Below are 26,041 nucleotides of genomic sequence, written 5' to 3'. Positions count from 1 at the left end.
CTTCAAACCTAACCGCTGATCAAGTTATTTAACTCTAAAATAGGCTGTAAAATGGCCATTACAATAAATAATACAACCGATGCCATACTCACGACTAGCATTGGTTCAAATACTCCTAATGCAATATTTACGTTCGACTCAAACTCTCGGTCTTGGTTGTCTGCTGCGCGTTCTAGCATGTTTTCTAGCTGGCCACTTTTTTCACCCGATGCAATCATATACAACATCATTGCCGGGAATAACTTAGTATTAGTCAACGCCGTGCCTAAACTAGTTCCCTCACGGACTCGCGCCGTAGCCTCATCAACAGCAGCACGCACCTTAACATTTTGTAAAACTTCGCTGGCAATACGCATCCCATCAAGTAATGGTACCGAGCTGGCTGACAAAATACTTAATGTTCGCGCAAATCGGGCGGTATTCAGGCCTTTACTTACTTTGCCAATAACGGGCATTTTCAAAAGGGCTGTGTCATATTTCATCCGCATAATCGGATTAGTCAGCAGTCGCTGAAACATCACCATAGCAGCAAAGATAAGCAGTACGACCACAACCCCCCAATGTTGTACAAAATCAGAGGCGAGAATCAAGAACTGAGTTGTACCAGGTAATTCTTGGCCCATGTGTTCAAACTGCCCAACAACCTTTGGCACCACAGCTGCCAATAACACCGCAATAACACCAATAGCGACCACGGTTAATACAATAGGGTAAATCATTGCTTGAGTAAGCTTGGATTTGAGTTGCTGACGACGCTCGGTATAATCGGCAAGTCGATTAAGTACCACTTCTAAATGGCCTGATTTCTCACCCGAGGCTACCATTGCGCGGTATAAGTCATCAAACACATGCGGAAATTCGGCCATTGAGTCAGCTAAGCTGTAACCTTCAACCACCCGAGAACGCACCGCCATAATCATGCTACCTAAGCGATCTTTCTCAGACTGTTGCCCCACCGCTTTTAACGCTTCTTCAATGGGTAAGCCTGCGGCCACTAATGTCGCTATTTGGCGCGTGATCAATGCCAATTCGGCAACAGAAATACGCTTTTTAAATAGGGAGGCTAAATTAAAACCGCCACGCTGTGAACGGGCTTCTTTCTCACTGACAGGCTGAAGTTCTAGCGGCATAAGGCGCTGCTCACGCAGCTGGCTTCTTGCATGACGCGCAGTATCAGCTTCTATCACACCTTTTTGTTGCTTGCCTTTACTATCAAGGGCTTTGTATTCAAACGCCGCCATTGATTACTCCTCGCGCGTAACGCGCAATACTTCTTCTAGCGTTGTCACACCTGTGAGTACTTTACTCATGCCGTCATGACGAATACTTGGAATCGATTTACGTACATATTTTTCAATGGCTAATTCGCCCCTGCCGCCATGAATTAACTCACGGACATTGTCATCAACGGTAAGTAACTCATGAATACCTGTTCGACCACGATAACCATTTTGACCACAGGCCTTACAACCTTTAGCGCGATAAATAATACGTGTGTCGTTTGCGGTAATACCCAGCAACTCGCGTTCACGCTCATCAGGCTCATGTGCTTCTTTACACTGTGGGCATAATGTCCGAATTAAGCGTTGAGCAAGCACGCCAAGCAAACTTGATGACACTAAAAAGGGTTCTACGCCCATGTCTTGCAAGCGGGTTATTGCCCCTGATGCGGTATTGGTATGTAAGGTTGAAATCACTAAGTGACCGGTTAATGATGCTTGCACTGCAATTTGCGCCGTTTCCAAATCACGAATTTCACCAATCATCACCACATCGGGATCTTGACGTAAAATTGCGCGTAATCCACGCGCAAAAGTCATGTCGACCTTAGTGTTTACCTGAGTTTGACCAACGCCTTCTAACTCATATTCAATAGGATCTTCAACGGTTAAAATATTGGTATCTTTAGAATTGATTTCCGTTAACCCAGCGTACAAGGTAGTACTTTTACCAGAACCTGTCGGCCCTGTTACAAGAATAATGCCGTGTGGCTTACGAATTAATTCATCGAATTTTTCACGAATGCCAGGTGTCATACCCAGTTGTTGTAAGTCTAAGTTGCCGGTATTTTTATCTAATAAACGCATTACCACACGCTCACCATGACTTGATGGCATAGTTGATACCCGCACATCGACAGCACGACCCGCAATACGCAACGAAATACGCCCATCTTGTGGTAGGCGTTTTTCGGCGATGTCCAAACGTGCCATCACTTTAATACGCGACACCAATAAAGACGATAATTTACGATTTGGCTTTAATACTTCTTTCAACACGCCATCAATACGGAAACGAACAATTAATTGTTTCTCGTAGGTTTCGACGTGAATATCTGAGGCTTCTTCTTTAATCGCTTCCGATAACAGCGCATTAATTAACTTAATAATCGGCGCGTCATCATCGCCTTCAAGCAAGTCTTCCGTTTGTGGCAGTTCTTCAGCTAGGGTAAACAAGTCCATTTCGTTACCAATATCTTCCATAAGCTGTTGGGCTTCTGAAGAATTAGCTTGATATGCTTGCGTCAGTTTAGCTTCAAACTTTGCCACTTCTAGCTTAATTAACGGTAACTCAACACCCGAGTAGCGCCGTACTTCTAACATGGCACTAAGCGGTGTGTTATCAGTGTAGAAGAGACAAAGCTGATCGTTTTCTTTCGCTAACACCAATTGAAAGCGGTGCGAGAAGGCAAACGGCAAGCGCTCTTTACTCGTCGAATGAAAAACCTCATCACCTTCAACAACTTCCATGGCTACTTCACTAGAAACTTGGGCTAATGGTTCTGTCATCACGCTATCAGTCATTGTTTTGAGCCTTGTCCTTTTGCATGTTTTCATCGATAGTGCGCAAGGCTGGGTCTGAATCACGTATATCGGTGCTCAGCCCTTTGCCGCTTTTATAGCGATCAAGCATGTCATTCACGTCATCTGGCAAGTAAGCCTCTTGATCCCATTCTTCAAGAACCGGGACTTGAGTATTTGGCATTAAATTAATACCACGAGCTTGTTGTTCCAGCTGTAATGCTCTGAAATAATTATATTTACGACCGGCAATCCCTTCCATTGTCATACCGTCACGAATAATGGTGGGCTTAATGAAAATCATTAAATTCTTTTTCGTTTTCTTACTAGAAGAGGACTTGAATAAATGACCTATAAAAGGAATATCGCCAAGAATTGGGACTTTTTGAATACTTTCTTGTACTTCTTCGTTAATTAATCCACCCAGCACTACAATTTGGCCTGAATCTGCCATAACCGTGGTTGTTAAACGACGAGTAGAGAAACTGATGTCGACACCAGTGTTACCATTAACACCCGACACTTCTTGTTCGATAGTTAATTTAACTGACGAACCTTCGTTAATTTGCGGTACCACTTTGAGCTTAACCCCGACTTCCTTACGTTCTACCGTTTGGAATGGATTATCATTGTTAGAGCTTGAGGTTGAACCGGTAATAATCGGCACTTCATCACCAACAATAAACGAGGCTTCTTGGTTATCTAGTGTGGTAATAGACGGTGTTGCTAGTACGTTTGAATTTGTATCACTCGACACAGCTTGGATCAACGCCGCAAAGTTACCTGTGGTCACGCCCCACGCCATACCATTCACTTTGCCCAACGCTTGCGCAATCAAGGTATAGTCACCGTCTGAAGTTGGATTAGTTGTCGTTACCGGATTACCATTACCATCAATAGTCGTCACGCTAGTGCCATCCTCTTCACGTGCAGACCACACTCCAGCCCCGACTTCACCAATGGTTGGGCCAATGTTGTTAAACTGCGTTAAGCCACCCGCTTCGCTGCCCCATTGCACTCCAAAACCAACGTTATCACCTTCAGCGATTTCAACAATAATGGCTTCAACGAGCACTTGAGCACGGCGAATATCAAGCTGATTAATGACGCTTTCAATGGTACGCAGTTGATCTGGTTCGGCACTAATGACCAGTGAGTTAGTGTCGCTGTGGGCCATAATATTGATATCACTACGACGCTTACTTGAGTTGCCTTGCTGAGTACTGGCACCCTCTTTATTATCTTGTAAGTTTTGTGCAAATCCGGTTAATACTTCAACCAAGTCTTCAGCTTTGGCGTAACGTAAATAACGTACTTTGGTGTTACCCGTACTCGCTTGTTCAGCATCAAGTCGTTTAATGAGTTCGATTACACGTTGACGGCTTTTTTCATCGCCACTGACAATAACAGCATTCATGCGTTCATCAGCCACCACTTTAGGTGCTTGGCCAGGCAGCTGTGATTGGTTAGCACTTGAACGATATAAGGTATCGACTATGCGAACAATTTCTCCTGCAGAGGCATAATCTAAGGCCACGACTTGTACGTCGGTGTCGCCTTGCTTATCAACTCGGCGAACAATCTCTACCAACTTGTTCACTACCGCTGCACGACCAGAAATCATTAACACGTTTGATTGGTCATAGTTAACAACGTTACCGCCACCAGCATTATCATTTAACTGGCGAAGTAAGGGAGCAAGTTGTTTCGCTTCAGAATTGTATAATGGAACAATTCGGGTGACCATTTCGTCACCAACACCAGGTGCTTTGTCATCGGCGACACGAATAGAAGCCATTTTGGCGTCTTTGTCTTTAATGACTTTAATGACGTGGTTTTCCATTTCAACCACTGCATAACCATACACTTGAAGTACGTTAAGGAAGAATTGGTAATATTGATCATCATTGAGTAAATCGTAACTACGGACATTAATTTTGCCACGTACTGTTGGATCTACAATAATGGTTTTATTGAGGTTTTTACCGACAATATTAATAAATTCTTGAATGTCAGTGCCTTTAAAATTGGCGGCATATTGTTCCGACCAAGCACTCGGTGCCGCTATCATTGCAGCGCCCATAAGCATTCCAGCAATAATGTTATGTCGGATCCCTTTATTATTCATTCTACTCAATCCTCTAACGCCAAATTATTCTGGCAAACTAAACATGATTTCGACCAACTGCCCTTCACGCTCAACCATGACAGCCATTTCGGTGAGCTCAGGCAGTTGTGCCATCACTTCTAATGCCTGACCCATATCGGTCAGATCAAATCCATTTATTGATTTTGCTAAATCATTAGCCTGAAAACCCGCTTGCTTAAACAACGCGACATCTTTACCAGGATTTAAACGGTAACCCGCTAATTCATCGCCATTACGTACCGGTGAAATAGCTAAAAAGTCTGTAATTTTACTTGGGTCTGCTAACAACTCATCACGAGAATTAGACAAATCTTCAGAAAAACGTTGATTATCACGACGATCAACTCGGGTTACCTGTTGATCGACCTTGGCTTGTTGTAGCTGTGAGTTTGCTGCACCTTGTGTGGTGTATTGAAGACCATCAAGCATTAAGGTTTCGTAACGACCACCATTACTGATAATAATCCGGTCAGCATAAACCTCTTTTAAAGAAGCAGAAGTCCCTTTGATTTTATCGCCTAAACCATAAGTTTCTTGTTGCCCACTTGATTCAATAACCGCTAAACCTTGAGCTTCCTCGGTGGATGCCACAACTCCGGTCAATTGAATAGACAAGTTTGTTTTAGGCGCATCGGTGATTTGCTCTACGACTTCAGCTTTGGGTTTATTGCTGTTGTTGTCTAAGCGACCAAAAAGCAATAGGTTACGTACACCGGCAAGCTCAATACGCTTTGCAGTGCCTGCTGAGATGGGGGATGGTTGCCACACCGCAGATTGCGACGATACTGGCATCAACTTCCATGTAATCTGTGCAGCGAGTAGCAACACAATGACCAGTCCAAGCCAAAATACAATCATACTCAATAGCTTATGTGGTATTTTTGCAGCGTTGGTGATCAGTTTATCTAATAAATCCATATGTTATTGGACCCTCTATACGACTTGGTACAGGTCTCTGTTCTAATTGTTAATAAAATGCGAAAATATATGTGTAGCCGTCATGCTAACCCACACAGGATAAAGCAACAACCCCAGAGCATATCGATTGGCGAATCTCCATCAAATATGCTAACTTTGCGCCCATAAAAAGAGCCATAATATTGCCCTCTATTACGATAATACACACATTGTATGGCAGTTAGGTTACTCAGTCTGTGAAATCATCCCTGTTTTGGAGGTCATGTGACTCAAAATCAGCCCGACAAAAGCTTTATTCGGCTCGACAAATGGTTATGGGCGGCACGTTTTTATAAAACCCGCGCTATCGCAAAAGACATGATCAATGGCGGTAAAGTACATTACAACGGTCAACGGACTAAATCCAGTAAGAATGCTGAAGCGGGTGCAAAAATCCGCCTTCGCCAAGGTAATGATGATAAAGAGATTATTGTCCTTCAATTATCTGGCCATAGACAAAGTGCTAATGTAGCGCAAACCCTATACGAAGAAACACCAGAGAGTATTAGCAAACGGATTATAAACGCTGAAGCCCGACGGCTAAATATTTTGAACAATCCGGCACCAGACCATAAACCGGATAAAAAACAACGACGACAGATTATGCGCTTAAAAGATTACTAGGCGCCCAAAAAGTAAGAGAATGCAAATGAACAACGATATTTTACATCGCTACATTTTTGATAATGCCGATGTGCGAGGCGAGATAGTCCAATTAGAAAGCAGTTACCAAGAAGTGCTTTCTGCACATATCTATCCGGTTGCCTTACAAGCCCTAATCGGCGAGTTAATGGCCGCAACATCATTACTCACGGCAACGATCAAGTTTAGCGGTGACATTAGCGTGCAGTTACAAGGCGATGGCCCGGTTTCTTTAGCGGTAATTAATGGTAACAATAAGCAAGTATTACGCGGTGTAGCACGTTGGAACGGTGATATTGCTGCCGATGCAAGCTTGCAACAAATGTTCGGTAAAGGTTACATGGTCATTACGTTAACGCCTGATGAAGGTGAGCGTTATCAAGGTATTGTATCATTAGACCATGTCAATCTAGCAGCTTGCTTAGAAGAGTATTTTAATCAATCAGAGCAGCTACCTACCCAAATACAGTTATTTGCTAACGGCAAACAAGCGGCAGGAATGTTGTTGCAAGTATTACCAGCAAAATCGGGTAATACTGACGACTTTGAACATCTCTCAGCATTGACCTCGACCATTAAAGCAGAAGAGTTATTCACTCTTGATGCTGAACAGGTATTACATCGCTTGTATCATCAAGAAGAAGTACGCTTATTTGATCCTGTTGATGTTACGTTTAAATGTAGCTGTTCTCGTGATCGCAGTGCTGCAGCAATCAAAACGTTACCCCAAACTGAAGTTGAAGAGATTCTAGCTGAGGAAGGGAAAATCGAGATGGATTGTGAGTATTGCACAGCAAAGTACTCTTTTGATGCGATAGATATTGCAGCGTTATATTCTGGTAGTCATAGCAGCCAGTCACAGCAGTAATCAATGTCGTTACCCACAACGTAACCACTTACAGAAAAAGCGCGCAATGCGCTTTTTTTATGCCTTAACCGTCTAAAGAAAACATCAAACGCCAAAAACTTTCAAAAAAATTACCAAACTGTTCGTTACCGCGGCATTAACTTACGTTACAATCCCTACATTAGCTTATAGCCATCGCGCAAAAATAATAACAAGCTAAGTTTGAATACCTAACCCCCAATAGCTTTTCACTGCGAAACACGACCTAAAAGACATGGAGATCAACACTATGGCGGATGTATCTAACCGCGTTCACCTCAACCCTACGACAGCACAGTTAGTAGAAATCGCGCTTCTTCGTGGAGAAGGTCAGCTGACCGCAAATGGTGCCTTAGTGGCCAAGACAGGGGAAAGAACGGGTCGTTCACCTAATGACCGGTTTATCGTCAAAGAGGCAAACACTGAAGCCGATATTGAATGGGGCAAAGTAAACCGTCCGTTTGATGCTGGCAAATTTGATACGTTATGGGGCCGGGTAGAAGCCTACCTTGCAGACAAAGAACTGTTTACGTCAGAACTCGAAGTTGGCGCTGATGATGAACATTACATTCCTGTACGTGTAACCACTGAGTTCGCGTGGCATCAATTGTTTGCTCGTAATTTATTTATCGCTCCAGAAACCTTTAATCGTGGTAATAAAGACACGTGGCAAATCATCAATGCGCCAGGTTTTGTCTGCGAACCTGAACGTGATGGTACAAACTCTGAAGCCGCTGTTATTCTGAACTTTGCCGAGCGAAAAGTACTGCTTGTAGGGTTGAAATATGCAGGTGAAATGAAGAAGTCGATGTTCTCGGTCCAAAACTTCTTATTACCCGCTAAAGGTGTGTTACCCATGCATTGTTCGGCCAACGTCGGCCACGATGGTGATACCACATTATTCTTCGGCTTATCGGGTACCGGTAAAACCACGCTTTCAGCTGATCCAAAACGTTTCCTGATCGGTGATGATGAGCACGGCTGGGCACCCGGTGGCGTATTTAATATCGAAGGTGGTTGCTATGCAAAATGTATCGACCTTAGCCAAAAAAATGAACCTGTGATTTGGGATGCGATTCGTTTCGGTACCGTACTCGAAAATGTGGTGCTTGATGAACAGCGAGTGCCTGATTATAAAGATACTAGCCTGACTGAAAACAGCCGTGCCGCTTATCCTTTAGAGCATATCGCTCAACGTAAAGAAGATAACCGTGGTGCAGAACCTCATGCAGTAGTGTTTTTAACCTGCGATGTATCAGGTGTATTACCGCCAGTGTCGATATTAAGCAAAGAACAAGCTGCATATCATTTCTTATCGGGTTACACCGCGAAAGTTGGCTCGACAGAAATGGGCTCAACGTCTGCAATTCAGTCAACTTTCTCGACGTGTTTTGGTGCACCATTCTTCCCACGTCCAGCAGGAGTGTATGCTGAACTACTCATGAAACGTATTGAGTCATTTGGCAGCCAAGTTTACCTTGTTAACACTGGCTGGACCGGTGGTCCACATGGTGTAGGTAAACGTTTTGATATCCCGACAACTCGCGCCATTGTGGATGCTATTGTCAGTGGTGAGTTAAAAGATGTTGAAACCGTTTATATCGATAAACTGAATTTAAACGTGCCTGTTAGTGTATCGGGTGTTGATACTGCTTTATTAAACCCAGTCAACACTTGGGCAGATAAAGCTGAGTATGACAAATATGCACAGCAGCTAGCACAAGAGTTCAGTGATAACTTTGCAAAATATAAAGTGTCTGAAGCCATCAAAAATGCTGGCCCTAACGTGTAAACAAGCTACCCATTATTCGTAACGCTTTATTTAATGCGATGTAATTTACAAATCCCAACTTCGGTTGGGATTTTTTATCGGCACTGTTCCAGTTCATTTATAAGGGTAAAAGCAACTGAAACTGTTGATAGGCAGTGTTATGATGCTATTACCGTATTTCGACACCATCACCATTCACAGGGATATTCATGCGCCGCTTTTTGCTTGCTAGCTTAATGGTTAGTCCGTTACTCATCTGTTCCACTTTCACTCATGCTAACAATGCTGTGTCTGCTGCTCCTCAAGTACCGGCAGAGCAAATAACGCATCTCGAAAATGACAGTATACTACCGCCAATTCATCCTTGGTCAGGCGCCAGTGAAAGCTTACTGTTAAGTGCAGATCAACCATGGGCAACCCCTTTTGAGCAACAAGGTTATGTTTCTAGCCCGAACTATCACGACACCATGGAATGGTTAGACAAACTCGTCGACAGCACTGACGTGTTGCAAAAAGTCAGCATTGGTAAAAGCCCCCAAGGACGAGATATATGGATGATTATCGCGTCACAAGATGGGGTATCAACGGCACAAGCATTAAGTGACAACGGTAAAGCAACGGTATTAGTGCAAGCAGGTATTCATTCTGGTGAAATTGACGGTAAAGATGCAGGTATGATGCTGCTGCGAGATATCAGTCATCGTAACAAACGCGATTTGCTTGAAAACGTTAATTTACTGTTTATTCCTATTTTCAGTGTCGATGCCCACGAGCGTAGCAGCAAATTCAATCGAGTAAATCAACGCGGGCCGGTTAATATGGGCTGGCGCACTACTGCTAACAATCTTAATTTAAACCGTGATTATGCTAAAGCTGACACTCTAGAAATGCAGCACCTCATTCAAGCGATTAATATATGGCAGCCAGACTTATACATTGATATCCATGTGACCGATGGTATTGACTACCAATACGATGTCACCTTTGGCTACAACGTTGCACAAGGCTATAGCCCAAGTATTTTTACATGGTTAGAGTCTATTTACCGCCCCGCGGTTGAACATGCATTAACAGAGCAAGGCCACATTCCGGGCCAGTTGGTATTTGCTAACGATAATACAGACATGACTAAAGGCTTGTCATTGTGGAACCCTAGCCCACGTTTTTCCAATGGTTACGGTGATGCTCGTCATTTGCCGACTATTCTAATAGAGAACCATAGCCTTAAACCTTATAAGCAACGCGTTCTTGGTACCTACGTTACACTTGAACAAACCCTTAAAACGGTGGCAAAAAATAGCACCAAGCTAAAGTCTGCAATTAATGAAGACAAATATCGTAACCCAAGTAAGTTAACCATCAGCTGGCAAAATGAAACCTTAGCTGAAGGAAAAGACTTTAAAGGGATTGATTACCGTGTTGAGCAAAGCCCAATCAGTGGTGACAAAGTTGTCCGCTGGACTGGAGAGCCTAAGTTATATGAAAACTTACCGATTGTGGCTAACACAAAAGCAGATATTACGGTAACTCGGCCTGTGGCTTATTATATTCCGCCACAATGGACAAACGTTATTGAGCGTTTATCTTTGCATGGCATTAGAATGACACAACTGAATAAGCCAACGTCGATAACCGCGCAGCAATATCAATTCAGCGACCCACTATTCTCAAGTGCTGATTATGAAGGTCATCAAACGGTAACGGCAACAACGACTATTCACAAAATAAATACCCTCTTGCCAGCGGGTAGCGTGCGTATTCCAACCGACCAACCTTTGGGTGACTTAGCAATGCTATTACTTGAACCTCAGGCTGAGGATTCATTGTTTTATTGGGGAATGTTCAATACCATTTTTACCCGCACTGAATACATTGAAGACTATGCCGTGGAGCCTTTAGCAGCAAAAATGTTACTCGACAACCCAGCTCTACAAGCTGAGTTTGATCAAGCGCTTAAAGATCCTGATTTTGCTAAAAATAGCCAAGCAAGATTACGCTGGTTTTACCAACGCAGCCCATATTATGACAACGAATACATGAAGTATCCGGTGTTGCGAGCGTCTAAATAAGCTTCAACGCTATATAGACAATGAGATTAAATAACGCCATATCACTCCACAAGTGCTGCGGCGTTTTTTGTGGGATGCGGTAAATCAATCCATAAATCTTGATTTTGAAAAGGTGTTTGTAGCGCTAACGGTGAATTAGTTAAGTCAAAAATTCGACTGTGGCGATATCGACTCAGTGGGAACATATCTCGAGTTGTTTCATACTGCTCAATAAACTCATGTAGCTGACCTGTCGCAATGAATGCCTCTAAACCTTGAGTAATGCGTTGCGCTAAGCGTGGATGGTCATTGCTAACAACAATATCCGCCGAGCCATAATCGTCAGCGGTTTGGGTTAATAGCAGCTATAACAAGTCGTAATAATATTGGTAAGTGGTATTTTCTGAAGATTGAGCTGGTTGAATGCGTACTTGTTGTACCGCTGAAGGAAATGCAGTGCAACACATGATCAGCGCAACACTCATTAACGACTTGACCATTGTGGATTAACCATTGAGATTCCATCATTTCAATCTAGTCGTAAAAAAACTGTAAACCAAAATTTTGATATGAAAAACTTATAAATATAGGTAACTTATCGTTACCGTGGACGGGTTAACTCATACTGTTCAATCAATAATAATTTTTGCTGGCGAGTATATTTTTTAACAGCAATTTCGCGTTTTGACGCTTCACTTCGATCAGCTAATGATTCTTGATAAACTAGGGTTAACGGGCCTTTCCCTCTTAAATATTTAGCTGCTTTAGGACCACTGGCTTGATGCTCGCCAAAACGACGTGAAATATCCGTGGTAATACCGGTGTATAAATGCGAGTTTGCACAGCGAATAATATATAAGTACCAATCGGTATTGGCGTTATTTTTCGACATAAAATATAAAACCTTAAGTGTGATCATAAAACTCTTGTGCCATCATGGCATACTAAGCACCATTAAAAGCAAAGACCTATTTCAGCCAAGATACAGTTGATAGTATTTTAGCGATTCATTAAGGAAGTTCTGATGTCCAGTAATCAAGACCCTTGCGCTCAACCAACATTGCTTCATCCCGATCAAGCAATTGAGCAACTTTTAGCTCAAGTTGAAGCAACCCAAGATACCGAGCTCGTCACATTAACCCAGGCTATCGACAGAGTGCTAGCGGAAGATCTAGCATCGAGTATTGATTTACCCCCATTTGATAACTCGGCAATGGACGGTTATGCATTTCGTTTTACCGATTTAGCCGCATCACAGGATAAAACAACCCTTACCCTCGTGGGTAGTTCTTTTGCAGGCCACCCTTTCGATGGCCAAGTATCACCCAATAGCTGTATTCGTATTATGACCGGCGCCCCTGTACCTGTGGGTTTTGATACCGTGCAAATGCAAGAAAAAGTCCAAGCAGACGATAATCAAATTACCATCGAGCACCCACATCGATTAGGCGCTAATGTCCGCCGTCGTGGTGAAGAGCTGCTTGCAGGTACCAAAGTATTGCACAAAGGCATCACTATCCGCGCAGCTGAAATGGGCGTACTCGCCACTATCGGTATTAGCCAAGTTAGAGTGACACGTAAACTAAAAGTCGCCTTCTTTTCCACTGGTGATGAGTTACGCCCTGTAGGAAGTGAACTGGCTCCCGGACAAATTTATGATTCTAACCGCTATTCAATCCAAGGCTTACTCAGTAAAAGTCATGTTGACTGGGTTGATTTAGGCGTAATAGCCGACAATAAAGAAGCCATTCGTGGTGCATTTAAAGAAGCAGCCAGCAAGGCTGATATGGTATTAACATCTGGCGGAGTCTCAGTGGGTGAAGCTGACTTTACTAAACAGATTTTGTCTGAAGAAGGCCAGATTACCTTTTGGAAGCTCGCTATTAAACCAGGCAAGCCATTCGCATTTGGTAAAATAGATAACGCTATTTTTTGCGGTTTGCCCGGTAATCCCGTTTCTTCGATGGTAACGTTTTATAAACTCGTGTTGCCCATTTTACATAAAATGCAGGGACTTAAGCCTGTTAAACCGTTATTTTGCCAAGCAAAGTTACTGACCGATATACGTAAATACCCTGGTAGAGTCGAATATCAACGCGGCATACTCAGTCGAAATGAATTGGGCGAACTTGAAGTAGCGATTACTGGCGGCCAGGGTTCAGGCATGCTCACATCAATGAGTTTAGCTAATTGTTTTGTGATATTAGATCAATTCCAAGGCGACACGCCAACAGGCGCACAAGTCACCGTAGAGCCTTTTAATAACGTGTTGTGTTAGGAATAGTATGGATTCACTTGATCAAGAGATACTCACTGATAATGAAATGCTGCGCTATAGCCGGCAGATCTCTATTAAGGCTATCGATATCGATGGCCAAGAAAAGCTCAAGCTTGCCAAAGTATTAATTATTGGTGCAGGCGGACTCGGCTGTGCAGCAAGTCAATACCTTGCCGTGGCTGGGGTTGGTGAAATCACCTTAGTTGATTTTGATACCGTAGAGCTGTCTAATTTGCAGCGCCAAGTATTGCACTATGACGCCAATATTGGCCAAGCAAAAGTTGAATCGGCTAAGCAATCGCTGATGCTGCTAAATCCATTAATTAACATCAATACCATTAATGCGTTATTAGATGATGATGAGATTAACGTGTTGGTGAGTCAACATAGCTTAATTCTGGATTGCACAGACAATATGTTAGTGCGTGAACAGCTTAATAAAAGCTGTTTTGAGCACCAAGTGCCTTTAGTGTCAGCCGCGGCTATTAGAATGGAAGGCACTGTTACAGTATTTGACTACCAACAAGACAGCCCTTGCTATCAATGCTTTAGTGCTTTATTTGGTGAACAACAATTAACGTGTGTTGAGGCAGGTATTCTTGCGCCTGTGGTCGGCATGATTGGCTGCATTCAAGCAACAGAAGCAATCAAAGTCATCACGGCTATCGGCGAGCCATTAACGGGGAAGTTGTTAATGATTGATGCGATGACCATGGAGTTTAGGCAAATGCGTTTACCTAAACAACCACATTGTAAAGTATGCGGTGTTAATCCGTAGATAAAATCATCTCTAGGGTCATCGCTATAGTGTTACAGTGCTGGCGAATGTACAGCGCCAGAGTCGCTTAATGCGCTATCAGCTAAATCGGCTGTTGGCGCTATAACCGATTGCGCTTGGGCAAGCTGTGCACGTTCTGCTTTGGCAATATAAGGCGATTTATTAGCAGCATGCAGCTTAGCATTGGCTTTTTTTGCTTTAGCTTTCAGAGTTTGATTAATTTTCTTTTTACGGTTCATATTGGTCACTTGATAGCATTTCTACGAGGTAATTATAATCTCAAACTGATTAAAACCCTATAGATTCCAGCTTATCAGTGACCAAACAACATCAATAGCATAGGGTATTAAACATTATTCTTGTAAGACTACCCACAAAGCATGAACAAGCCCTGGTACAAAAAAGAAAATACATAATAAGATATTTATTAATAAGTCTTTACCCATGCCTTTTTTGAGCAAAACTGCTACAGGCGGCAGTAAAATCGCAATAATCACCAGTAATAATTTATTAGAATCCATTTTAGTTACCTTATTTAAGTTGATTAATTTAGCTAAAGTTATTATAAAAATAGTATACGATACAATTTGTTAACTAGGACAATTAGCCTATTATTCTAGCTACACTTTTGATATCAAATTATGGAATAGTCTTATTCACGATACTAATGAGTCATATGGAACATAACCAAAGTATTATTTTTGTTCAATTTTTTAGCTTAATCGCAGTAAGTTGCGCCATAGCTTGGACATTGCTTGCCAGTCTATTACGCATCGCACCTAAAGCCAGTTGGTGTTTCGCCGCTACCAATATTTGTACTCTTATTGGCATTTTGCTTTATACCCAACGTACTGAAGCAATTAACTATTTATACTGGTTTGTGGCAGACATGACAATACTTGTGGGGTTTGCTCTAGTGCGTTGGGGCTGCCAACATTTATTTAAACAGCCTTTATCTTACCGATTTGATCTGATATTGCTGGCAACCACCGCATTATTAATGCTGTTGGTCCCACCATCCCTGACCTATGCAGTCTACTTAGTTATTGTAATGAGTATTACCGCAGCAACGTTCATCACCCTTAGTGGTATTGATAATTTTCGGGCGGTAAAAAAACACTTACCGCTGTATTATGCGGCGTTGATTAACGTGCCTTTTTTCACCATTGGCTTACTGTTTATCATTCGCGCAGGGGTTTTATTGCTTTTCCCCGATGAACTTGCCAACATTTCAGCAGCAGACAAGCTTAACTCATCGTTAGTCATGTGGAGCTACATCATATTACTGCTACTCACTAACCTAGTATTGTTTGGTAATGCGCTGACGCGCTTAGTTTACAAGGTCGCCAGATTAGCCAATAAAGATCAGCTAACGGGCTTATGGAACAGGCACTCTTTATTGAACAAGCTCGAAGAAGTTGACGCCCTATGGCTTCGAAATGGGTTGGCATATAGTTTAATGGTACTCGACTTAGACCACTTCAAACGCATTAACGACACCTACGGTCATTTAGCGGGTGACTTGGTGCTCAAGAATACCGCCGACATATTACAACAATCATTGAGGAAAATTGATTTCATTTGCCGTTATGGTGGTGAGGAGTTTTTAATCATACTGCCATTAACCAATAAAAAAGAAGCTCAAATAGTGGCCGAAAAAGTACAGCAAAAAATCAATGAAAATACGGTTTTATGGCAGAAGACCCATATCAATACCACTCTCAGCATTGGTTATGCTACCTGTAAAACCCACCTCAGTATTGAACAATTATTACAACTCGCTGACGACGCTATGTACCTTGCTAAAAGTAAAGGCCGCAATACAATTTGCTCAATGGATTCAATGGAAGAATCAACTGTTAAGTCAACACAGCAACTGTAATCAACTCAAACATAGAATTCATAATGCACATCATCATCTTTAACCAATAACAGCCTAAAAATCTATTCTAGATAATAAACGCTTTTATTTAGCTATCTAGTGACCAGGGCTTGCCAGAGAGGCTTGTTACAAAAAATAGCATTGGCCATCATAAATTTTAAGTAAATCCATCTTATTGATTTCCACCATCAGTTAATTAAATTAACGTTAAATAGAAAACATTAAACTAAAATATTGCCATTAAAAAATTTTTACACTAGGGGCTGTTGATCTTTGTTTGAATTTTGTGCGAAGAAGGTAATCTCGTATAATTCACTTCGCCAAAAACAAATACAACGAGATTACCATGCCCCGATTAATGCTCACTGATGAGATGTGGTCGAAGCTAAAAGCTATTCTGCTTGATGATAGAGTTTATAACAAGCAAGAGCATCGATTTACGATGGAAGGTATCCTTTACCGATTGCGTGTTGGCTGCCCTTGGCGAGATTTACCTGAATATTTTGGCTTATGGAATACCATTTACCGTCGATTTTTACTGTGGTCAAGAAAAGGTATTTTACTTAGGCTGTTCAAAACATTATCGACTAATAGTGATACTGAATGGGAATTTATTGATGGAAGTTATGTAAAAGCCCATCAACACAGTTCAGGTGCATCATCTGATGAAAATCAAGCAATTGGGTTAAGTCGTGGTGGTAATACAAGCAAAATCCATCTCGCGGTAGATAGCTATGGTTTACCGATAGAATTCATTGTTACAGGTGGAGAAGTTCATGATAGCAAAGCAGCTAATGCCCTTATTGAATTATTGCCACAAAGTCATTTTATTATTGCAGACAAAGGCTACGACAGTGAAGCGATTAGAGATAAAGTGCGTGAATGTGGTTCAAAGCCAGTGATCCCTAGAAGACAAAATTCGAAGCAAGGAAATGGCGATATCGATTGGTGTTTATACAAATATCGGCATTTAGTTGAAAATGCTTTTGCTCGGCTCAAGCATTTTTGAGCGATAGCTACCCGCTATGATAAATTGAAAATTAATTTTGAAAGCCTGCTGGCTCTAGCTTGCTCTATAATTTGGCTGCCAATGTGAAAGATCAACAGCCCCTAGCCTCAATGGCATATTTAATAAGAAATTACCTTTATATGCACCTTTATGACGGAACATGAATCCACACAAATATTAATGCAAGTATTGTGTTTACTCGCAGCTGCAGCAACCGCCTCTTGGTGGGTTATGGCTTATCCAATGAGAGTTGCACCTAAGGCAAGTATTCATTTTTCATTAGCAAATTTATGCGTACTGATTGGCATGTTGCTTTACACCCAACGAACAGACCAACCTAGTTACCTTTATTGGTTCACGGCTGATGTAATGATCTTACTTGGACTGAGTACTCTTCGCTGGGGTGCACAAAGACTATACAGATTACCCAGTAGCAAATTATTCGATTTAACCGTCATCACTATCGCGGCGATATTGATGCTTTTGGTCACACCACAGCGCACCGAAGCCGTTTATTTGGTCTCTATTTTATCTTTAGCGGCATCAATATTATTTTTTGGGCTAGCTCGAGATCATTTACACGCATTTAGAGATACATTTACGGCTTTTGCTACCAACTGGTTAGTTATCCCAATAGCATTAATTGGCTGTTTATTTCTACTAAGGCCCATCATACTGTTATTTTTTCCAGACAAAATCACTGTTTTTGCCACCTTAAACACGGCTGATGCTAAACCGACACTATGGGTATATATCATACTGATATTACTTGTTAACATTTTAATTGTGGGTAACTCCATCAACAAGCTCGTGACAAAAATCCTCACCCTTGCCAACCGTGATGCTCTTACCGGTATTTGGAATCGTCATTCTCTTGATAAGCAATTACAACACATCCACAGTAGTTGGCACACTTCCAACATACCTTACTGCATCCTCTTAATCGATTTAGACCACTTTAAAGCGATTAATGATAATTGGGGCCATGCTATGGGGGATATTGTGCTGGAGAAATCAGCGAATGCTATTAATAATGTTATTCGGAATGACGATTTTTTATGCCGTTATGGCGGCGAAGAGTTTCTGATTTTATTACCAAACTGCACTCTAGAACAAGCTCATCAAATGGCTTCACGATGCCAGCAAGTACTTGCCGACCTTATTATTGATACAGGGGAAAATAAACTTGCCATTACTGCTAGTATCGGTTGTGCGATTGTCACACCAGACACACCAATTAAGCATATTCTAGCGCGAGCCGACAAAGCCATGTATAGCGCAAAAAAAGCGGGCCGTAATTGCATTGAGACAGCAGCTTAAGTTTACCTCTGATAGGAGTAATAGGCAGAGATTAGTCTTTACTAGGCCACGATAAGTCATTCGGTGATTGCCATTGGTTCATCATAAGTTGTTGGCACTCAGGTAACAAAAACTGCTTACCAAACTGAGGCAGTTGCTGGAAACAATAAACCTGCTCTAGATAGGTAAAATGCAAACTATAAGCATGTAAATAACATCTATCGCTCAGCTCATCACCATAGAGTTTATCACCTAAAATAGGCACACCAATACTGGCTAAGGCCACTCTTAATTGATGGGTTTTGCCACTCAGCGGTTTTAGTAAATACATCCGCATACCAGAGGCAATACTCTGACTAAAAAACTGTGTCACTGCAGGGTTTTCTGTGGTTCGCAGTAACTTATACATACTGCGACGCGACTTAGCCATATCGCCAATAATCAAGCCTTGTTTCTTTTTAGATTTACCACAAGCTATCGCCAAATAATATTTTTGAACTTTATGCTCAGTAAACATTTTGGTAAACACATTTGCAGCCTGAGGGGATTTAGCCACAATCAGCAAACCAGAAGTCGGTGTATCGAGCCGATGAACAGGGTAAAGCTTGTAACCTACATCAGCCTCAGCCTGTGCAATCACTCCAGCATTGCCATCTTGGCTATGAAAATGAACATTCACGGATTTACTGATGACAATAAAGTCTGTTTGATCACTGATCACTTGGTACATATATTATCCAACAACGATTAAATGGGAGGCTTGCGAGGTTATTTAAAGTGAATACTCACGAGTAAACCAGGGTTATTATCGAGTAGTGAAATCGTCGCTTTGTGACGCGATAGAATAGCCTTTACCATCGATAATCCTAAACCAGTGCCTTTGTAATGGCGGCTAGGGTCTAAACGCACTAAGCGATCGAATACACGCTCTTTATCCTCGTCAATAATACCCGGTCCATTATCACTAATTTGAATGTGTTTACCGTGTTGAATAATATTAATCGTGGCGCCATTAGGTGAATACTTTATCGCGTTATCCACTAGATTAAACAAAGCTTGGAACAACAAATACTTATCGCCATTCACGTGAACATCATCTGCTAGACTAATACTCAATACTTGGTCGTGACTCTCGGCAATCACCTCAGCCATTTCAAATAAATCTTGGCAGATTTGCTGTAAACTCACCGGCTGTAAATCAAGCGTTTGCTGACCTTCTTCGATGCGCGTTAACGATAACATCGCATCAAAAGTCCCCAAACAGTGATCTAACTCTTCGAGTAACTCAGCAGTGGCATCGGCAAGTTCAGCTGTAGGTTTTTGCGACAATAGCTCAATACCAATGCGCAAATGCGATAATGGCGTGCGTAAATCATGGGCAATGTTATCGGTCACCCCGCGAACTGCTCGTAAGTTTTGCTCTAAGGTGTCGAGTACTAAATTAAATTGCCGTGCCAGCATGTCAAATTCATCTTGGCTTTCGCTTACTGGCAGACGGGTTTCATAGTGTCCAGCTTCAATCTGTTCACTCAAACGGTTGTATTCGACCAGTCGTCTCAAAATGGCTTTTGAGAAAATATAGCCTAACGCTAGCGTGAGCCCTAAAGTGAATGCAACGGCCCAAAATGCAGCGTTAATAAACTTCTCGATTAAAGCCGCGAGTTGATCGGTACGTGTAGCAATTAATACTGGGCCATAACGGGTGATAACTAAGCCACCAGTAAGAATATGCAGTTTATCTGGACCACCAGTAAAGATAGGGAAATCTTTCGTTTCAGGCAGTTGTGGCATATTTTCGGGTAAGAAAGTCAATGCGCCCACCATATCTACACTGTTGCGCCAGGCAATCAGTGCAGTTTTAGGATCGGCAGCACGAATTTGAGCCGCAAAACTGCGACGGTTAACCGTTAATGCTAACTGTTGATAGCGCTGCATTTCTGCAGCTAGATGTTTATCTACTTGATTTTGTTGCTCGATCACTAACTGTCTATAGAGACTAAGCACCAACATAACAATGAGTATGGTTACTAATGTCGAGAAGATCAGCGTGATCCGCCACGCACTACTTTGGTAAGGCTTAATGCCTTTTACAAAGGCGATATCCAGCCCCTCTAACGGTTTCAATTAACTCACCATGGCCAAGCTCTTCAAACTTGCGACGTAACTTGGCAATATGCACATCAATCACATTGGTGCGAGGATCAAAATGGTAGTCCCATACAGCTTCAAATAATAATGTGCGGCTAATCACTTGATTAGGATGCTCCATCAAATACTTAAGCAATTGAAATTCTTTTGGTTGTAGCATTAACTCGCTATCGTCAAGGGTGACTTTACGGGTTAATAATTCCATCTTTAAACTGCCCACTTCAATTTCGGTGGCAGCCGGTTCAACCACGTTACGTTGCGCAAGTTTTTCTGCACGGACTAACAATTCTGCAAAGGCAAATGGCTTGGTCATGTAGTCATCACCGCCCGCACGTAAACCTTTTACACGCTCGTCAACATGACTTAATGCCGATAAAATAAGTACTGGTGTTTTATTACCACTGGTACGCAGAGCAGACAATAATGTTAAGCCGTCTAGCTTTGGTAACATGCGATCGAGGATCAGTAAATCATATTGGTTATGCTTGGCTAACGTGAGGCCTTCTTGACCATCAGTCGCGCTATCAACTTGATATTTCTGAGCCGTAAATCCGTCGGCTACATACTTTAACGTAGTAGCATCATCTTCAACCAATAAAATACGCATAGTCATAGAGTCTTTAATCCCATTTGAGCAAAGGTAGTGGACGTAGAGTCTCAATATCGAAAGCAATAGTATTTCTACTATCTTGATTGAGTAACTTTAGTTCGAGATAACTAATTGATAAATCGTGGTCCAATTCCGCCTGTGTTAAATATCCTTGTTGGTTTTCAATCGCGAGGGTCACTAATTCTGAAAACTTCATATGCTTAGCTTGCAGCATTTTTGCCGCATTAACTTGGCCAATATCATCAGAGACATAAGCAGACGATTTTTCAGTTAATAATGTACCGTCTAAGGCTCGGTATTCGTATTTATTGATTCGGTGAGTCTCTACGTTAACCATAGAAATCTTATACACCAACAAACCTTCTTCAACATCAACATCAAAGTCACATATGGTGCCTTCGTCTTGTTGCTCTAATTGTTCCATGACCGTTATTGGCTTTAAAAAGTCGCCATTGATCAATAAAGAGTGCATAGATGGTGTGGCCATCACGGCACAAGGAAGAAAGCATATTGCTAGCAGCAACCGAACCATCACAAGCCTCTATATAATTGAAAATTCTATCACACGCCTACTCTACCTAAGAGCAGCCAAAGTCCCAAGAAATCTAAGATTAATAATTGATCATAAATACCATTTTTCAGTTAGATGGGCTGTCATGACACAACATTTTTTAGAAATGTGAGAGCGGGTAAACCTATACAAATCAGCACAAATGGGAAGGTTTTATATCAAATGCGCTATTTAGGTCGCTAAATGGTCTGATTCAAACATCAATCACCAGTTTATTATCAGAAATCTGACATTCTGAGCAGTAAAAATGATTATTTAACCTTGGTTATCCGAGTTCAGACTGTGCACTTAAAATATGAATTTGATCGGACTTAAGCGCAATAGTCGTTTGCACCCCTGGCGCTAAGGCTAACTTATGCACTAAATGTGTCGGCACGTCTGCATTGATAATGGATCCAATGCCTACAACTGACGCTATCACTCGTGATGATTCACCCATCACCAACACAGATTCAATTAGTACTTCTAATTTATTTAAGCTTTTACACAGACGACCGCTGCTGATGGCGTTAAAGCGAATACCTTGATTTGGAATAACCCAACGGATAGATTGGCCGACAGTTAATGTTGGTGCACTGTCGCTGACAATCAATTCATCACCTAGTGTAAATTGGGTCATATTACGTTCAATATCTTGCGATACGACTTGACCGTCAAAAATATTCCTCAAGCCCATTTGCCGTGCAACCGCTTCGTTATTAGGATGAGATAGTACCTCAAATGGTTTGCCTTGTTGCAGCATTTGCCCCTGACTAATCAGTATCATCTTATCGGCCAGTAACAATGCCTCATGGATGTCATGCGTTACCATGACCACGGGAATAGACAATTGCTGCTTTAAGCGAGCTAACTCAATATACAAGCGTTCGCGGGTTTCTCGGTCTACCGCAGAAAAGGGTTCATCTAACAGTAGGATAGCCGGCTCACGCGCGAGAGCACGGGCAAGCGCAACTCGTTGACGTTGTCCACCAGACAATTGTGCGGGTAAGCGATCAGGCAACCCATGTAAATTGACACGTTCTAGCCAATCTAATGCTCGTTGCTTTCGTAATTCTTTCGGCACATGATCGAGCCCAGAAATAACATTGTCGAGTGCAGATAAATGTGGGAACAGACCAAAATGCTGTGGCATATAACCGATGTGTCGCTGCTGGGGAGTTAACGAAATAGACTGCTCTGCATCAAACCATAATCTATCACCACAATGAATGTGGCCCCGTTGAGGTAGACTCAAACCGGCAATCATTCTCAGTAAGGTGGTTTTACCGCCACCAGAAGGGCCAACCACGGCTAGCACTTCACCAGCCCGACAACTGAAGTGAGCTTCCAATGGAATGGGCAATGTTTGTGAAATATCACATATAAGGTCAGCGTTGTGAGGCACCACGATGCCCTCCTAAGCGCTTCGACATACTTGTAGTGAGCGCTAACGCACTCACCGCAAACAACAATAATACCAAAGACATCATTCCTGCAGAATCGAAATCGAATGCCTGCACACTATCATAAATCGCTATTGAGATGGTTTTGGTTTCACCGGCAATGTTACCGCCCAACATCAACACCACACCAAATTCGCCCAATACATGGGAAAAACACAGTACAACGGCCGTTAATACACCAGGCCATATCATAGGTAATTCTATTCGAAAAAATATCCGTAATCGACTCATGCCACAGCAAGCTGCGGCATCACGAATATCGATAGGAATGGTTTCAAAAGCACGTTGAATAGGCTGAACCGCAAAGGGAATATTGACGATAATGGAAGCGATTACCAATCCTGAGAAATGAAACACCAATTGTTGGCCGGTTAACTGCTCAACCCATTGACCAATCATGCTCTGATTACCTAACCCTACTAGCAGGTAATAACCAATGACTGTTGGCGGTAACACTAACGGCACCATGATCAAAGCTTCAAGCCATGATTTACCTTTAAATTGGCGATATGCCAACGCCCGCCCGACAATAATCGCCAACGGAATTAACAATACTACGGTAAAACAACTCAGTTTGACCGACAGCCACAGAGCTTGCCAATCCATTAATCAGCCTTCTTTACAGCAGGTTTGGGTAAATTAAACCCAAATTGAGTTAATACTTCCTGTGCATCTGTTGATTGCATGTATTGATAAAATCGCTCCGCAGTTTCAGATGCATTAGGCATTAATGCCATCCGTTGATTAAGCGGTTGATATAGCGAATCAGGGATAACCACATAGTTACCACGCTTGGTAAATTCAGGAGATAGCACCAATGATAACGGCACAATACCACCTTGAGTCGATCCACTAATGGTAAATTGGGCAGCTTGTGAAGCATTTTCACCTAAAATCAGTTTAGGTTGCAGTGCGTCCCACAAACCTTTCGCTTTAAGGACTTCACGCGCACGTTCACCATAGGGAGCATGATCAGGATTTGCTATTGCAAAACGAGACACCTTTCCATCGGCGATTAATTGCGCTAACCCAACTAACTCAGGATCTAAAATTAACGACGACGTCTTAGGTGCAGCAAGAGCAAGCCGACCGATGGCATAAACAACGCCATCATTTTGGGTAAAGCCGGCTTGATGTAACCGCTCAATATAATCTTCATCGGCACTGAGCATCATCTCAAATGGTGCACCATGCTGAATTTGGGTGACAAAATTACCCGAAGAACCATAACTGATCCGCAGAGCCAAACCGGTTTGCTGCTGAAAACGTATCGCTATCTCATCTACTGCAAATTTTATGTTGGCAGCCGCAGCAATGGCAGGAGCATCACTCGCGACACTTAAAGAACTAAACCCTACAGTACTAACAATGGCAAAGAATAATGCGATAGCGCCAGCCCGGAATCGGGGCAGATATGAGTATGCACGCTGAGTAATGTTGGCGTTAATGAAAGACATTGAGGGTTTATCCTTGCTATGTACGAGCCATATAGACGATTACTTTTGCCACATTTTGGCTGCTTGCTGATCGCTATCACGCGCTTCAACCCACTTAGCGCCAGTATCACCTGCTTCAAGCTTCCAAAAAGGCGCTTTCGTTTTTAAAAAATCGATTAAAAACTCACATGCCGCAAAAGCCGCTTTACGATGAGCGCTAGTCACACCAATAAACACAATTTGCTCACCAAGCGACAACGTACCCACTCGATGAATAATCGTCACTTTATTTAAAGGCCAACGTTCACAAGCCTGTTGGCTAATCTGCAGTAATACTGATTCAGTCATACCAGGATAATGTTCGAGGGTTAAGTCAGTTACAGCGCTGCCATCATTAAAGTCTCGTACTTTGCCAACAAAATTAACCACGGCACCGTCCTGATTATCACAGGCAAGTAAGGCGTATTCATCAGCGACACTAAAGTCTTCCGTATGGACTCGTACAACAATTTGGTTGCTATGATGTTCCATGTTACCCCCCTGTGACTGGAGGGAAAAAGGCCACTTCATCGCCATCATTTACCGGTGAATCCCACTGACTCATGGTTTGATTAATCGCCACCAGCAATTTGTCTGATGCCAACACTTTGGCCCATTTATCATCAGTAGCGGCAAGCGCTGCACGTAATGCTTCTGCAGTATCAATATTATAGCCACTGTGTTCAACTTTAGCGGTGCCTAATAACTCACGGATTTGCGCAAAAAATAACACTTGGATCATAGTGGTCTCTCAATGCATTTATTCATAACAAATATTGGGTTTATGTTAGTTCGTAATGGCCGAATTAGACTTTAAAATGACCCGATTTCCCGCCGCGTTTTTCAAGCAAACGAACTTGAGAAATAATCATGTCTTTTTGTACGGCTTTACACATGTCGTAAATGGTTAAGGCTGCCACAGAAGCTGCGGTTAGCGCTTCCATTTCAACACCGGTTTTACCCGACAACTTGCACAAACTGGTAATGCGCACACGGTTATGCTCAGGCTGAGCTTCAAGCTCCACCTCCACCTTAGTCAGCATCAAAGGATGACATAATGGGATCAAATCAGATGTTTTCTTAGCCGCTTGAATACCGGCAATACGTGCGGTAGCAAATACATCACCTTTGTGATGGCTGCCATTCATGATCATGGCTAAGGTATCTGGTGCCATATCAATAAAAGCTTCAGCGCGGGCTTCGCGCTCAGTGACGGCTTTTTCAGTCACATCGACCATATGGGCATTGCCATCGGCGTTAATATGGGTAAAACAATTGCTCATACTTTTTTACTG

At 42.3% G+C, this 26,041-nt stretch carries 26 protein-coding genes and 1 pseudogene; 9 read left to right on the top strand and 18 right to left on the bottom strand.

Translation table 11 applies throughout. From position 1 onward, the window contains the following. Positions 1-8 precede the first annotated feature (8 nt). Genes gspF through gspC form a run of 4 tightly spaced genes read right to left on the bottom strand, consistent with a single transcriptional unit; the run spans position 9 to position 5,868 of the window. The gene (gene gspF, locus HNW13_RS22735) at positions 9-1,241 is read right to left on the bottom strand and encodes a type II secretion system inner membrane protein GspF (RefSeq protein ID WP_101087409.1); all 1,233 of its coding nucleotides are present in this window, start codon (positions 1,239-1,241) and stop codon (positions 9-11) included. Between the two features lie 3 nt (positions 1,242-1,244). Then, the gene (gene gspE, locus HNW13_RS22730) at positions 1,245-2,804 is read right to left on the bottom strand and encodes a type II secretion system ATPase GspE (protein WP_279575221.1); all 1,560 of its coding nucleotides are present in this window, start codon (positions 2,802-2,804) and stop codon (positions 1,245-1,247) included. After that, positions 2,797-4,929: a type II secretion system secretin GspD gene (gene gspD / locus HNW13_RS22725; protein WP_162022012.1), complete on the bottom strand. Its 2,133-nt coding sequence runs from the start codon at positions 4,927-4,929 to the stop codon at positions 2,797-2,799. Before gspD ends, gspE begins: the two co-directional genes overlap by 8 nt. Before the next feature lie 24 nt (positions 4,930-4,953). Beyond that, complete coding sequence (gspC, locus tag HNW13_RS22720; protein WP_101087412.1) at positions 4,954-5,868, bottom strand: type II secretion system protein GspC; 915 nt, start codon at positions 5,866-5,868, stop codon at positions 4,954-4,956. A 264-nt stretch (positions 5,869-6,132) separates the two neighbouring features. Between gspC and hslR the strand changes: the two genes are divergently transcribed. The 4 genes from hslR to HNW13_RS22700 all read left to right on the top strand — a co-directional run bounded on the left by hslR (position 6,133) and on the right by HNW13_RS22700 (position 11,275). Next, positions 6,133-6,531, top strand: coding sequence for a ribosome-associated heat shock protein Hsp15 (hslR, locus tag HNW13_RS22715; RefSeq protein WP_162022011.1), 399 nt, complete (start codon positions 6,133-6,135; stop codon positions 6,529-6,531). A 25-nt stretch (positions 6,532-6,556) separates the two neighbouring features. Next, the gene (gene hslO, locus HNW13_RS22710; protein WP_182744157.1) at positions 6,557-7,417 is read left to right on the top strand and encodes an Hsp33 family molecular chaperone HslO; all 861 of its coding nucleotides are present in this window, start codon (positions 6,557-6,559) and stop codon (positions 7,415-7,417) included. Between the two features lie 253 nt (positions 7,418-7,670). Further along, positions 7,671-9,227 carry a phosphoenolpyruvate carboxykinase gene (locus HNW13_RS22705; protein ID WP_182744156.1) on the top strand — a complete coding sequence of 519 codons (1,557 nt, stop codon included), beginning with the start codon at positions 7,671-7,673 and terminating at the stop codon, positions 9,225-9,227. A 188-nt stretch (positions 9,228-9,415) separates the two neighbouring features. Further along, positions 9,416-11,275: a M14 family metallopeptidase gene (locus HNW13_RS22700; RefSeq protein ID WP_182744155.1), complete on the top strand. Its 1,860-nt coding sequence runs from the start codon at positions 9,416-9,418 to the stop codon at positions 11,273-11,275. A 344-nt stretch (positions 11,276-11,619) separates the two neighbouring features. Here the strand turns inward: HNW13_RS22700 and HNW13_RS23710 are convergent, their stop codons facing one another. Beyond that, a complete protein-coding gene (locus HNW13_RS23710) occupies positions 11,620-11,754 on the bottom strand; it encodes a hypothetical protein (RefSeq protein ID WP_259395433.1) in 135 nt (44 codons plus the stop codon). A gap of 101 nt (positions 11,755-11,855) precedes the next feature. After that, a complete protein-coding gene (locus HNW13_RS22695; protein WP_243756376.1) occupies positions 11,856-12,146 on the bottom strand; it encodes a GIY-YIG nuclease family protein in 291 nt (96 codons plus the stop codon). A gap of 132 nt (positions 12,147-12,278) precedes the next feature. Between HNW13_RS22695 and moeA the strand changes: the two genes are divergently transcribed. Together moeA and moeB are read left to right on the top strand one after the other, a co-directional pair. Further along, positions 12,279-13,532, top strand: coding sequence for a molybdopterin molybdotransferase MoeA (gene moeA / locus HNW13_RS22690; protein ID WP_192116487.1), 1,254 nt, complete (start codon positions 12,279-12,281; stop codon positions 13,530-13,532). 7 nt (positions 13,533-13,539) lie between these two features. Next, entirely contained in the window at positions 13,540-14,310 is a 771-nt protein-coding gene (moeB, locus tag HNW13_RS22685; protein WP_011635588.1) for a molybdopterin-synthase adenylyltransferase MoeB, read from the top strand. A 32-nt stretch (positions 14,311-14,342) separates the two neighbouring features. Here moeB and HNW13_RS22680 read toward each other — a convergent pair whose 3' ends face one another. Beyond that, positions 14,343-14,549, bottom strand: a complete 207-nt coding sequence (locus tag HNW13_RS22680) for a DUF2986 domain-containing protein (RefSeq protein WP_192116486.1) — start codon at positions 14,547-14,549, stop codon at positions 14,343-14,345. 114 nt (positions 14,550-14,663) lie between these two features. After that, positions 14,664-14,831, bottom strand: a complete 168-nt coding sequence (locus HNW13_RS22675; RefSeq protein ID WP_011635586.1) for a YqaE/Pmp3 family membrane protein — start codon at positions 14,829-14,831, stop codon at positions 14,664-14,666. 155 nt (positions 14,832-14,986) lie between these two features. Between HNW13_RS22675 and HNW13_RS22670 the strand changes: the two genes are divergently transcribed. The 3 genes and pseudogenes from HNW13_RS22670 (at position 14,987) to HNW13_RS22660 (ending at position 18,521) form a co-directional block, all read left to right on the top strand. After that, complete coding sequence (locus tag HNW13_RS22670) at positions 14,987-16,192, top strand: GGDEF domain-containing protein (protein WP_157822802.1); 1,206 nt, start codon at positions 14,987-14,989, stop codon at positions 16,190-16,192. A 346-nt stretch (positions 16,193-16,538) separates the two neighbouring features. Then, positions 16,539-17,288: pseudogene (locus HNW13_RS22665) on the top strand (IS5 family transposase). A 63-nt stretch (positions 17,289-17,351) separates the two neighbouring features. Then, on the top strand, positions 17,352-18,521 hold the full coding sequence (locus tag HNW13_RS22660) for a GGDEF domain-containing protein (RefSeq protein WP_101087421.1): 1,170 nt from the start codon (positions 17,352-17,354) through the stop codon (positions 18,519-18,521). A gap of 31 nt (positions 18,522-18,552) precedes the next feature. Here HNW13_RS22660 and HNW13_RS22655 read toward each other — a convergent pair whose 3' ends face one another. From HNW13_RS22655 to moaC, 10 genes are all read right to left on the bottom strand, one after another. Further along, a complete protein-coding gene (locus HNW13_RS22655; protein ID WP_192116485.1) occupies positions 18,553-19,230 on the bottom strand; it encodes a TIGR01621 family pseudouridine synthase in 678 nt (225 codons plus the stop codon). A 38-nt stretch (positions 19,231-19,268) separates the two neighbouring features. Further along, complete coding sequence (locus HNW13_RS22650; protein WP_101087467.1) at positions 19,269-20,510, bottom strand: HAMP domain-containing sensor histidine kinase; 1,242 nt, start codon at positions 20,508-20,510, stop codon at positions 19,269-19,271. A 67-nt stretch (positions 20,511-20,577) separates the two neighbouring features. Continuing rightward, positions 20,578-21,255, bottom strand: coding sequence for a response regulator transcription factor (locus tag HNW13_RS22645; protein WP_041413271.1), 678 nt, complete (start codon positions 21,253-21,255; stop codon positions 20,578-20,580). A 13-nt stretch (positions 21,256-21,268) separates the two neighbouring features. Next, on the bottom strand, positions 21,269-21,745 hold the full coding sequence (locus HNW13_RS22640; protein WP_243756375.1) for a hypothetical protein: 477 nt from the start codon (positions 21,743-21,745) through the stop codon (positions 21,269-21,271). A gap of 349 nt (positions 21,746-22,094) precedes the next feature. Then, the gene (locus HNW13_RS22635) at positions 22,095-23,216 is read right to left on the bottom strand and encodes an ABC transporter ATP-binding protein (protein ID WP_101087424.1); all 1,122 of its coding nucleotides are present in this window, start codon (positions 23,214-23,216) and stop codon (positions 22,095-22,097) included. Beyond that, positions 23,197-23,877: a molybdate ABC transporter permease subunit gene (gene modB / locus HNW13_RS22630; RefSeq protein WP_101087425.1), complete on the bottom strand. Its 681-nt coding sequence runs from the start codon at positions 23,875-23,877 to the stop codon at positions 23,197-23,199. Before modB ends, HNW13_RS22635 begins: the two co-directional genes overlap by 20 nt. Further along, positions 23,877-24,728: a molybdate ABC transporter substrate-binding protein gene (gene modA / locus HNW13_RS22625; RefSeq protein WP_192116483.1), complete on the bottom strand. Its 852-nt coding sequence runs from the start codon at positions 24,726-24,728 to the stop codon at positions 23,877-23,879. The genes modB and modA overlap by 1 nt, the downstream gene beginning before the upstream one ends. A 39-nt stretch (positions 24,729-24,767) precedes the next feature. After that, a complete protein-coding gene (moaE, locus tag HNW13_RS22620; RefSeq protein WP_101087427.1) occupies positions 24,768-25,238 on the bottom strand; it encodes a molybdopterin synthase catalytic subunit MoaE in 471 nt (156 codons plus the stop codon). Between the two features lies 1 nt (position 25,239). Further along, on the bottom strand, positions 25,240-25,488 hold the full coding sequence (gene moaD / locus HNW13_RS22615) for a molybdopterin synthase sulfur carrier subunit (RefSeq protein ID WP_192116482.1): 249 nt from the start codon (positions 25,486-25,488) through the stop codon (positions 25,240-25,242). Between the two features lie 64 nt (positions 25,489-25,552). Then, the gene (gene moaC / locus HNW13_RS22610; RefSeq protein WP_101087428.1) at positions 25,553-26,029 is read right to left on the bottom strand and encodes a cyclic pyranopterin monophosphate synthase MoaC; all 477 of its coding nucleotides are present in this window, start codon (positions 26,027-26,029) and stop codon (positions 25,553-25,555) included. Positions 26,030-26,041: the final 12 nt, after the last annotated feature.

Source organism: Shewanella sp. BF02_Schw, from assembly GCF_014596695.2.
Taxonomy (GTDB): Bacteria; Pseudomonadota; Gammaproteobacteria; order Enterobacterales; family Shewanellaceae; genus Shewanella.
Note: the sequence above shows the minus strand (reverse complement) of the source record. Positions and strands in the feature narration are given on the sequence as shown.

Excerpts from the sequence above, each read along its gene's own strand:
- gspF (WP_101087409.1), bottom strand. The coding sequence starts at position 1,241 with ATGGCGGCGTTTGAATACAAAGCCCTTGATAGTAAAGGCAAGCAACAA.
- gspE (WP_279575221.1), bottom strand. The coding sequence starts at position 2,804 with ATGACTGATAGCGTGATGACAGAACCATTAGCCCAAGTTTCTAGTGAA.
- gspD (WP_162022012.1), bottom strand. The coding sequence starts at position 4,929 with ATGAATAATAAAGGGATCCGACATAACATTATTGCTGGAATGCTTATG.
- gspC (WP_101087412.1), bottom strand. The coding sequence starts at position 5,868 with ATGGATTTATTAGATAAACTGATCACCAACGCTGCAAAAATACCACAT.
- hslO (WP_182744157.1), top strand. The coding sequence starts at position 6,557 with ATGAACAACGATATTTTACATCGCTACATTTTTGATAATGCCGATGTG.
- HNW13_RS22705 (WP_182744156.1), top strand. The coding sequence starts at position 7,671 with ATGGAGATCAACACTATGGCGGATGTATCTAACCGCGTTCACCTCAAC.
- HNW13_RS22700 (WP_182744155.1), top strand. The coding sequence starts at position 9,416 with ATGCGCCGCTTTTTGCTTGCTAGCTTAATGGTTAGTCCGTTACTCATC.
- HNW13_RS23710 (WP_259395433.1), bottom strand. The coding sequence starts at position 11,754 with ATGGTCAAGTCGTTAATGAGTGTTGCGCTGATCATGTGTTGCACTGCA.
- HNW13_RS22695 (WP_243756376.1), bottom strand. The coding sequence starts at position 12,146 with ATGTCGAAAAATAACGCCAATACCGATTGGTACTTATATATTATTCGC.
- moeA (WP_192116487.1), top strand. The coding sequence starts at position 12,279 with ATGTCCAGTAATCAAGACCCTTGCGCTCAACCAACATTGCTTCATCCC.
- moeB (WP_011635588.1), top strand. The coding sequence starts at position 13,540 with ATGGATTCACTTGATCAAGAGATACTCACTGATAATGAAATGCTGCGC.
- HNW13_RS22680 (WP_192116486.1), bottom strand. The coding sequence starts at position 14,549 with ATGAACCGTAAAAAGAAAATTAATCAAACTCTGAAAGCTAAAGCAAAA.
- HNW13_RS22675 (WP_011635586.1), bottom strand. The coding sequence starts at position 14,831 with ATGGATTCTAATAAATTATTACTGGTGATTATTGCGATTTTACTGCCG.
- HNW13_RS22670 (WP_157822802.1), top strand. The coding sequence starts at position 14,987 with ATGGAACATAACCAAAGTATTATTTTTGTTCAATTTTTTAGCTTAATC.
- HNW13_RS22660 (WP_101087421.1), top strand. The coding sequence starts at position 17,352 with ATGACGGAACATGAATCCACACAAATATTAATGCAAGTATTGTGTTTA.
- HNW13_RS22655 (WP_192116485.1), bottom strand. The coding sequence starts at position 19,230 with ATGTACCAAGTGATCAGTGATCAAACAGACTTTATTGTCATCAGTAAA.
- HNW13_RS22650 (WP_101087467.1), bottom strand. The coding sequence starts at position 20,510 with ATGTTGGTGCTTAGTCTCTATAGACAGTTAGTGATCGAGCAACAAAAT.
- HNW13_RS22645 (WP_041413271.1), bottom strand. The coding sequence starts at position 21,255 with ATGCGTATTTTATTGGTTGAAGATGATGCTACTACGTTAAAGTATGTA.
- HNW13_RS22640 (WP_243756375.1), bottom strand. The coding sequence starts at position 21,745 with ATGGCCACACCATCTATGCACTCTTTATTGATCAATGGCGACTTTTTA.
- modB (WP_101087425.1), bottom strand. The coding sequence starts at position 23,877 with ATGGATTGGCAAGCTCTGTGGCTGTCGGTCAAACTGAGTTGTTTTACC.
- modA (WP_192116483.1), bottom strand. The coding sequence starts at position 24,728 with ATGTCTTTCATTAACGCCAACATTACTCAGCGTGCATACTCATATCTG.
- moaE (WP_101087427.1), bottom strand. The coding sequence starts at position 25,238 with ATGGAACATCATAGCAACCAAATTGTTGTACGAGTCCATACGGAAGAC.
- moaD (WP_192116482.1), bottom strand. The coding sequence starts at position 25,488 with ATGATCCAAGTGTTATTTTTTGCGCAAATCCGTGAGTTATTAGGCACC.
- moaC (WP_101087428.1), bottom strand. The coding sequence starts at position 26,029 with ATGAGCAATTGTTTTACCCATATTAACGCCGATGGCAATGCCCATATG.